Genomic DNA, 6,974 nt, shown 5'->3' on the forward strand with positions numbered 1-6,974 from the left:
CGACGTCTCTGGCGGTTGGCAAGATTGATCCTCCCGCATTGCCGAAAGGCCGTCGCGTGGTCGTCAGCGCTGGCGGCGATGCAGGTGACGGCGGCGGCGCGCGGCGTTGGGGCCTGAACACCCACCACGGCTGGACCATCGCCCTGACGGACGCTGATCTGGAACCGGGTGATGCAGAGGGCTGCGTCGGCGCTATCGGCTGACGCCAGAGACATGTTTCGGAAAAGGCCGCGTCCGGGGATCGGGCGCGGCCTTTTCTTGTCCGATGGTCAGACCGCGATGTTGTCGATCAACCGCGTCTTGCCCAGCCAGGCGGCTGTCAGGATGCGAGCGGGGGCGTCGACGATGTCATTCCTGAATGGCGTCAGATCTTCAGCATGACGAATGACGACATAGTCCACGCGCTCGAAACCGGCTTTCAGAATGGCCGCATAGGTTTCGCGCTCGATGCCGGGCAGGGGGCGGCCCGTGGCTGCTTCGGCCGCGGCCTTGCGCAAGATCTGGTTCAGGCTGCGGGCCGTGGCCAGTTCGGTCTCGGTCAGATAGGCGTTGCGTGATGACAGGGCCAGGCCGTGTTCGTCCCGCTCGGTCGGGCTGCCGATGATCTCAATCGGCAGGTCCAGATCACGCACGAAGCGGCGGATGACCAGAAGCTGCTGGTAGTCTTTTTCGCCGAAGACGGCGACGTCAGGTTGGGTCTGATTGAAGAGTTTGGTGACCACCAGGGCAACGCCGCCGAACATCTGGGGCCGCGCATCGCCTTCCAGCCCCAGGGCGGGGCCGTTGACACTGATGCTGGTCGCAAAGCCCTGCGGATACATCTCTTCGACCGAGGGGGCGAACATCAGGTGGCAGCCTGCGCCCGCCAGCAGTCGGGCATCTTCTTCCTGTTGGCGGGGATAGCGGCCCAGGTCCTCATGGGCGGCGAACTGGGTCGGGTTGACGAAGTTGGAGGCCAGCACCCGGTCAGCGCGGCGGGCCGCTTCGCGCACCAGGGTCAGGTGGCCTTCATGCAGCGCGCCCATGGTCGGGACCATTCCGACCGTCAGTCCCTGTCGTTTCCAGTCCCCGACGATCTGGCGCAACTCGGCGACGGAACGGGCGACGGGCAGGGCGGGGGCGTCGGTCATGGTGAAACGATTAACCTTCAAGTTTAAGCGTGTTCATGCACCAGACTTCAAAGTCTGGAGGCTAGGGTCGTGCTTATGACGCCCGCAGAAGCGACACGTCCAGTTCTGATCGCCCTGGCCATGACCTGGGGAGCGATGCTTGCCGGGTGCGGCGCGGTCGAGAACCCGCAACGGTTTCATGCGATGGCCGAGCATGTGGCGGCGATCAATGTGCCGCTGGACGGCAAGGCGACGGCTCGACCAGATACGGCCGCAGCGGCTGGATTGCGTCCCGCCCGGTTCTCGCCGCTACAGGTGTCGTTGATGGACCCGCATGACATGTGGGATGCGCGCGACGCCCAGTCCACCAGCCTGCGTGGCGCGATGGCGCCCTTCGAGCGGGTGATTGTCGCACCGGCTGAACCTGTTGTTGAAAAACCGGAGATCGTCCACGCCGTGGTGCGTGAAACGGCGCCGCCGATTGCAACGCCTCTCGCAGCCGAGCCGCCTGTTCTGCGTCCTGTTGCCGTCAAGACTGAAGGGCGGACCATCCAGTTGGGCGCTTTCTCCAGCGAGGCCGGGGCGCGTGACGCCTGGGCGCGGCTCAAGGTGCGGGGCGAATTGGCGACGCTTTCGCCGGTCTTTGAAACGGTTCAGGTCAACGGGCGCACCCTGACACGACTGAAGGTCGGACCCATTCCGGCTGAAACCGCGGTCGCCGTCTGTCATGCGGTTCAGGTCGCAGACGCCTGGTGCGCACGTCAGGGCTGACGCTCGCGGGCGTGTCGTCCACAAGATGTCATTAAGGGTTCGTTGACGTTTGCCGTCAGCGGGCCGACTCTGCACCCCATCGAAGGTCGCGCCAAATTTGAGTCGCGTTGACCGGCACAGAGGATTTCCTCATGACGCAGCCACATGTGATCGTTCTGGGCAACGAAAAGGGCGGGGCGGGCAAGTCCACCCTGGCCATTCACATTGTGACGGGCCTGCTGCACGCTGGCCGGACGGTCGCCATCATCGATCTGGACTTGCGCCAGCGGTCGATGCAGCGCTTCTTCACCAACCGTCTGACCTGGGTCGAGGCCAACGGACACACGCTGCCCCATCCGATGATCCCCGACATGGGCGACGGCAAGGCGCTGGCCAAGGCGTCGGTGGATGAGCAGATCGCTGCGTTCGAACATGCTTTTGCTGAAGCCGTGGCCAGCGGCGTGGAGTGCATTCTGATCGACACGCCGGGCGGTGACACGGCGGTGTCCAGCGCCGCACACGCCCGCGCCGACCAGATCGTCACCCCGATGAACGACAGCTTCGTCGACTTCGACCTGCTGGGTGAGGTGGACCCGGTGTCGCTGGAGCTGCTGAAGCCGTCCATCTATTCGGAAAGCGTCTGGGAGGCGCGCAAGGTCCGCGCCATCACTCAAGGCCGTACCGCCACCATCGATTGGCTGGTCGTGACCAACCGTCTGGCCGTCGCCGAAGCGCGTAACCGCAAACGTCTGGAAGAACGCATGAACAAGCTGGCCAAGCGGGTCGGCTTCCGCGTCGGGCCGGGCCTGCGCGACCGGGTCATCTATCGCGAACTGTTCCCGTTCGGACTGACGGTGGCGGACCTGTCGAACGACATCCGTCCGGTGGCGGTGTCGTTGGCGCACGTCGCCGCGCGTCAGGAACTGCGCAATCTGATGAAGGCCATGGGGCTGGAACAGGCGATGCAACCGCTGGACGTCGCCGCCTGAAAGGCGGACTGAGCCTTTCATGGGATTGATCTGGGTCGCCCTGGCGGGGATCGCCGTCTGGGCGCTGGTGCGGCTGGGCCGTCAGACCGAGAAGCCACGTCGTGGACACTGGCGCGTGACGGCGACCCTGCTGGGCGCGGTTATGGTGGCTGGCGCAGTGCTGGCTGCGTCCCACGGCGCGTGGCTGGCGGGGGCGGGGCTGGCGGGCGCGGGCCTCTATGTCATCTGGTCATCGCGGATGCGGCCTGTCGTGCGATCCGAGCCGATCAGCGAGGCGGATGCCCGCTCTGTGCTGGGGGTCGGACGCAACGCCACCGAAGCGGAAATCCGCGCCGCATGGAAACGCGCCATGACACGCGCGCACCCCGATCAGGGCGGCACCGAGGGGTTGGCTATGCGGGTCAATGCCGCACGAGATCGGCTTTTGGGCAAGTCCCGCTGAACCATCGCTCGTTGCGGCATAAGGATTTTGGCTTCTGTCGCGCGTTGCCCGACTCTGCCCATCCGGGTAGAGCGTTCGGCTTCTCCCGCCTGACCAAGGTTTAGAGCCATGCATGACATCAGAGCCATTCGCGAAAACCCCCAGGTTTACGTGGCGGGCTGGTCATCGCGCGGCGTTGACGAAGCCGACGTTGTGGTCACCGACATCCTGCGTCTGGATGCGGAACTGCGTCTGGCCCAGACGACGGGTCAGGACGCCCTGTCCAAGCGCAATGCGGCCTCCAAGCTGATCGGCGCCGCCATGGGCAAGAAGGACATGGCCGAGGCTGATCGCCTGAAGGCCGAGGTCGAGAGCCTGAAGGGCGACATCGCCGCCGCCGCCGAGGTCGAGAACCGCGTCGGCAAGGAACTGCGCGATCTGCTGGCGGGTCTGAAGAGCCTGGCTGCGGATGATGTGCCGGAAGGCGAGGATGAGGCCCAGAACGTCGAGGTGTCCCGCTGGGGCACGCCGCGCGAGGGCGGTCCGGCCAAGGATCACGCCGATCTGGGCGAGGCGCTGGGCCTGCTGGATTTCGAGGCGGCGGCCAAGATGTCCGGCGCGCGGTTCGCGGTGCTGAAGGGGCAACTGGCGCGTCTGGAACGGGCCGTGGGCCAGTTCATGTTGGACCTGCAGACGGACAAGCACGGCTATCTGGAAGTGAACCCGCCGCTGCTGGTGCGCGACGAGGCATTGTTCGGTACGGGACAACTTCCAAAATTTGAGGAAGACTTGTTCGCCGCTGCGCCGCCGGTGACCTACGAAGTGAAACTCAGCTATTTTGAGGCCCTCGTAGCCGAGACGCCTTTTGACTCTCCGTTGCGTAGTCAGCCTAAAGCGTATGCTTCGGTTATCGGGTTTAGTGACCTGCATTCTCAGCGTTGGCTCATCCCCACCGCTGAAGTCTCCCTGACCAACCTCGTCCGCGAGCAGATCCTGTCTGACGAGGAACTGGCGACCCCGATCCGCATGACGGCGCTGACGCCCTGTTTCCGGGCCGAGGCTGGTTCGGCGGGACGTGATACGCGCGGCCTGATCCGCCAGCACCAGTTCACCAAGGTCGAGATGGTGTCGATCACGCGCCCTGAAGACTCGGACGCTGAGCACGAACGCATGGTCGGCTGCGCCGAGGCGGTGCTGCAGGCGCTGGAACTGCCGTATCGCAAGATGCTGCTGTGCAAGGGCGACATGGGCTTCTCGGCCCGCAAAACCTATGATCTTGAGGTCTGGCTGCCGAGCCAGAACACCTATCGCGAGATCAGCAGCTGCTCGAACTGCGGCGACTTCCAGGCCCGGCGCATGGAGGCCCGCTTCAAGCGCGCAGGCGAGAAGAAGACCGAGTTCGTCCATACGCTGAACGGTTCTGGTCTGGCGGTCGGCCGCACGCTGGTGGCGATCATGGAAAACTATCAGCAGGAGGACGGCAGCATCGCCGTGCCCGCCGTGCTGCAGCCCTATATGGGCGGCCTGAAGGCGGTGGGCGCCTGATGCGTATTCTGCTTACCAACGACGACGGCATCGAAGCCGAGGGTCTGGCCTGTCTGGAGCGGATCGCCCGCACCCTGAGCGACGACGTCTGGGTGTGCGCGCCTGCTGTCGAACAGTCGGCCAAGGGGCGGGGCATCACCCTGACCGAGCCGCTGCGGGTGCATCATCTGGGTGAAAAGCGGTTTGCGGTGACCGGCACGCCGACCGATTGCGTGGTTCTGGCGGTCAACGACCTGATGCCTGAGCGGCCCGATCTGGTGCTGTCGGGCGTCAATCGGGGCCACAACATCGGCGAGGACGTCAGCTATTCCGGCACGGTGGCGGGTGCGCTGCAGGGCATGGCCTTCGGCATCCGCTCAATCGCCCTGAGCCAGAGCCTTGAGCGGTTCCATGACGAGGTGGTGGCCCACTGGGAGACGGCGGAAGCCTTCGCCCCCGCCATCATCGCCCGCCTGCTGGACCAGAAATGGTCGTCGGGCGTGGTCATGAACCTGAACTTCCCCAACTGCCGCCCGGAACAGGTTGAGCAGGTCGAGGTGACGAAACAGGGCTTTCGCGACGTGGGCGAAATGCACGCCGTGCGCCGTACCGACCTGCGCGGCCGCGACTATTACTGGATGAGCTTCCGAGGCGAGAAGCAGGAGCACCCCGAAGGCACGGACCTGCGGGCCATCGACGAGGGACGCATCTCTGTTACGCCGCTGCATATCGACCTGACGCATATGCAGAGCGTCAATGATCTGAAGAAGGTGCTGGGCGGCGCTCCGCCCAAGAAGACGGACCGGGCCGCTTGAACCTGCACGACGACCGCGCCGGACGACTGATCCTGTCGCTGCGCCAGCAGGGGGTCACGGACCCGCGCGTGCTGGCGGCGATGGAGAGCATCGACCGCGCGGTCTTCGTGCACGAGAAGTTCCTGGATCAGGCGTGGGAGGATCAGGCCCTGCCGATCGACTGCGCCCAGACGATCAGCCAGCCCTATATCGTCGGCCTGATGACCCAGGCGCTGGACGTCCAGCCGCGCCACCGCGTGCTGGAGATCGGCACCGGCAGCGGATACCAGTGCGCGGTGCTGTCGCGACTGGCGCGCTATGTCTATTCTGTCGAGCGTTATCGCAGCCTGCTGGTCGAGGCCGAAAGCCGCCTGCGGACGCTGGATATCGACAATGTCATCACCAAGCACGGCGATGGCGGGCTGGGCTGGATCGAACAGGCGCCGTTCGACCGGATCATGGTGACGGCGGCATCACCTGCAGAGCCGACAGAACTGCTGAAACAGTTGAAACCCAACGGGGTTCTGGTCGCCCCTGTCGGCCGCGCCTCCGTGCAGATGCTGCATCGCTACGTGGGGCAGGGCGATGGCTCATTCCGGCGTGAAAGCCTGACCGAAGTGCGGTTTGTGCCGCTGGTCGAGGGCACGGCCAAGGAAATCTGAAGGGCCTGTTAACCTTCACGCCCCAATTCTGCGCGCATTGAAGGGTTGGATTCAAGGGCTTGAGCGGGCAAACCGCAGGGGCCGGTCTTAACCATGTGAGGAGTTGCGGGTGGCGATACAATCGGCCTTGATGAGAGCGGCGTTGATCGCAGGGGCGTCGCTGACGGCGGTGGCCTGTACGACCTACCCGTCTGAGCCGCGCTATTCGACCCATCCGACGCAAGGGGCAGGGCAGGCCGGGTCGTACCCGCAAGGCGGATATCCCAATACGCCGCCGACCCAACCCTATCAGACCGCGCCCTACGAATCGCCGCCGCCAGCGACAGCGCCGGTGGGATCAGTGGAAGGCGGATCCTTGCCGCCGCCTGTGGTCGTGCAGCCGCCTGTTCAACCCCACACCCCGCCGCGTGACGAATATGCGCCGCCGCCGACACGCACGCCTACGCACATCGCGCCGGGCGCCGCCTATGTCATTCAGGCTGGTGATACGATTTCTGGTGTCGGTCGCCGTTTCCAGACGCCGGTGCAGACGCTGATCGACCTGAACGGTCTTGGCCCGCGCGGGGCCATCACGACCGGACAGCGAATCATTCTGCCTGACGCAGCCGTCGATACCGGTCACGACCCCTATGCGACCGGCCCGTCTCCAGTCGGTGTTCTGGTGCCGAACAATGGCGTCGCCCCGCCGCCGCCGCCGCCACGTTCAGGGAATGCCGCTCTGCCAG

8 protein-coding genes and 1 pseudogene are annotated in these 6,974 nt (G+C 65.1%); 8 read left to right on the forward strand and 1 reads right to left on the reverse strand.

What is annotated here, in order from left to right; all coding sequences use genetic code 11:
• A pseudogene (locus QZ281_RS02450) lies at positions 1 to 203 on the forward strand (chorismate mutase); the annotation flags it as partial.
• A gap of 66 nt (positions 204 to 269) precedes the next feature.
• Here the strand turns inward: QZ281_RS02450 and panC are convergent.
• A complete protein-coding gene (gene panC / locus QZ281_RS02455) occupies positions 270 to 1,130 on the reverse strand; it encodes a pantoate--beta-alanine ligase (RefSeq protein ID WP_292224313.1) in 861 nt (286 codons plus the stop codon).
• Between the two features lie 75 nt (positions 1,131 to 1,205).
• Here panC and QZ281_RS02460 point away from each other — a divergent pair, with 75 nt between their 5' ends.
• From QZ281_RS02460 to QZ281_RS02490, 7 genes are all read left to right on the forward strand, one after another.
• Complete coding sequence (locus tag QZ281_RS02460; RefSeq protein ID WP_292224316.1) at positions 1,206 to 1,880, forward strand: SPOR domain-containing protein; 675 nt, start codon at positions 1,206 to 1,208, stop codon at positions 1,878 to 1,880.
• Between the two features lie 131 nt (positions 1,881 to 2,011).
• Complete coding sequence (locus QZ281_RS02465; RefSeq protein ID WP_292224319.1) at positions 2,012 to 2,848, forward strand: division plane positioning ATPase MipZ; 837 nt, start codon at positions 2,012 to 2,014, stop codon at positions 2,846 to 2,848.
• A 19-nt stretch (positions 2,849 to 2,867) separates the two neighbouring features.
• Complete coding sequence (locus tag QZ281_RS02470; RefSeq protein WP_292224322.1) at positions 2,868 to 3,290, forward strand: molecular chaperone DnaJ; 423 nt, start codon at positions 2,868 to 2,870, stop codon at positions 3,288 to 3,290.
• Between the two features lie 108 nt (positions 3,291 to 3,398).
• On the forward strand, positions 3,399 to 4,814 hold the full coding sequence (serS, locus tag QZ281_RS02475; RefSeq protein ID WP_292224325.1) for a serine--tRNA ligase: 1,416 nt from the start codon (positions 3,399 to 3,401) through the stop codon (positions 4,812 to 4,814).
• Positions 4,814 to 5,608 carry a 5'/3'-nucleotidase SurE gene (gene surE / locus QZ281_RS02480; RefSeq protein ID WP_292224327.1) on the forward strand — a complete coding sequence of 265 codons (795 nt, stop codon included), beginning with the start codon at positions 4,814 to 4,816 and terminating at the stop codon, positions 5,606 to 5,608. The genes serS and surE overlap by 1 nt, the downstream gene beginning before the upstream one ends.
• A complete protein-coding gene (locus tag QZ281_RS02485) occupies positions 5,605 to 6,249 on the forward strand; it encodes a protein-L-isoaspartate(D-aspartate) O-methyltransferase (RefSeq protein ID WP_292224330.1) in 645 nt (214 codons plus the stop codon). Before surE ends, QZ281_RS02485 begins: the two co-directional genes overlap by 4 nt.
• A 109-nt stretch (positions 6,250 to 6,358) precedes the next feature.
• On the forward strand, positions 6,359 to 6,974 hold a 616-nt coding region (locus QZ281_RS02490; RefSeq protein WP_292224332.1), incomplete at its 3' end, for a LysM peptidoglycan-binding domain-containing protein.

Origin of the sequence: Brevundimonas sp., from assembly GCF_018608325.1 — a bacterium.
GTDB lineage: Bacteria > Pseudomonadota > Alphaproteobacteria > Caulobacterales > Caulobacteraceae > Brevundimonas.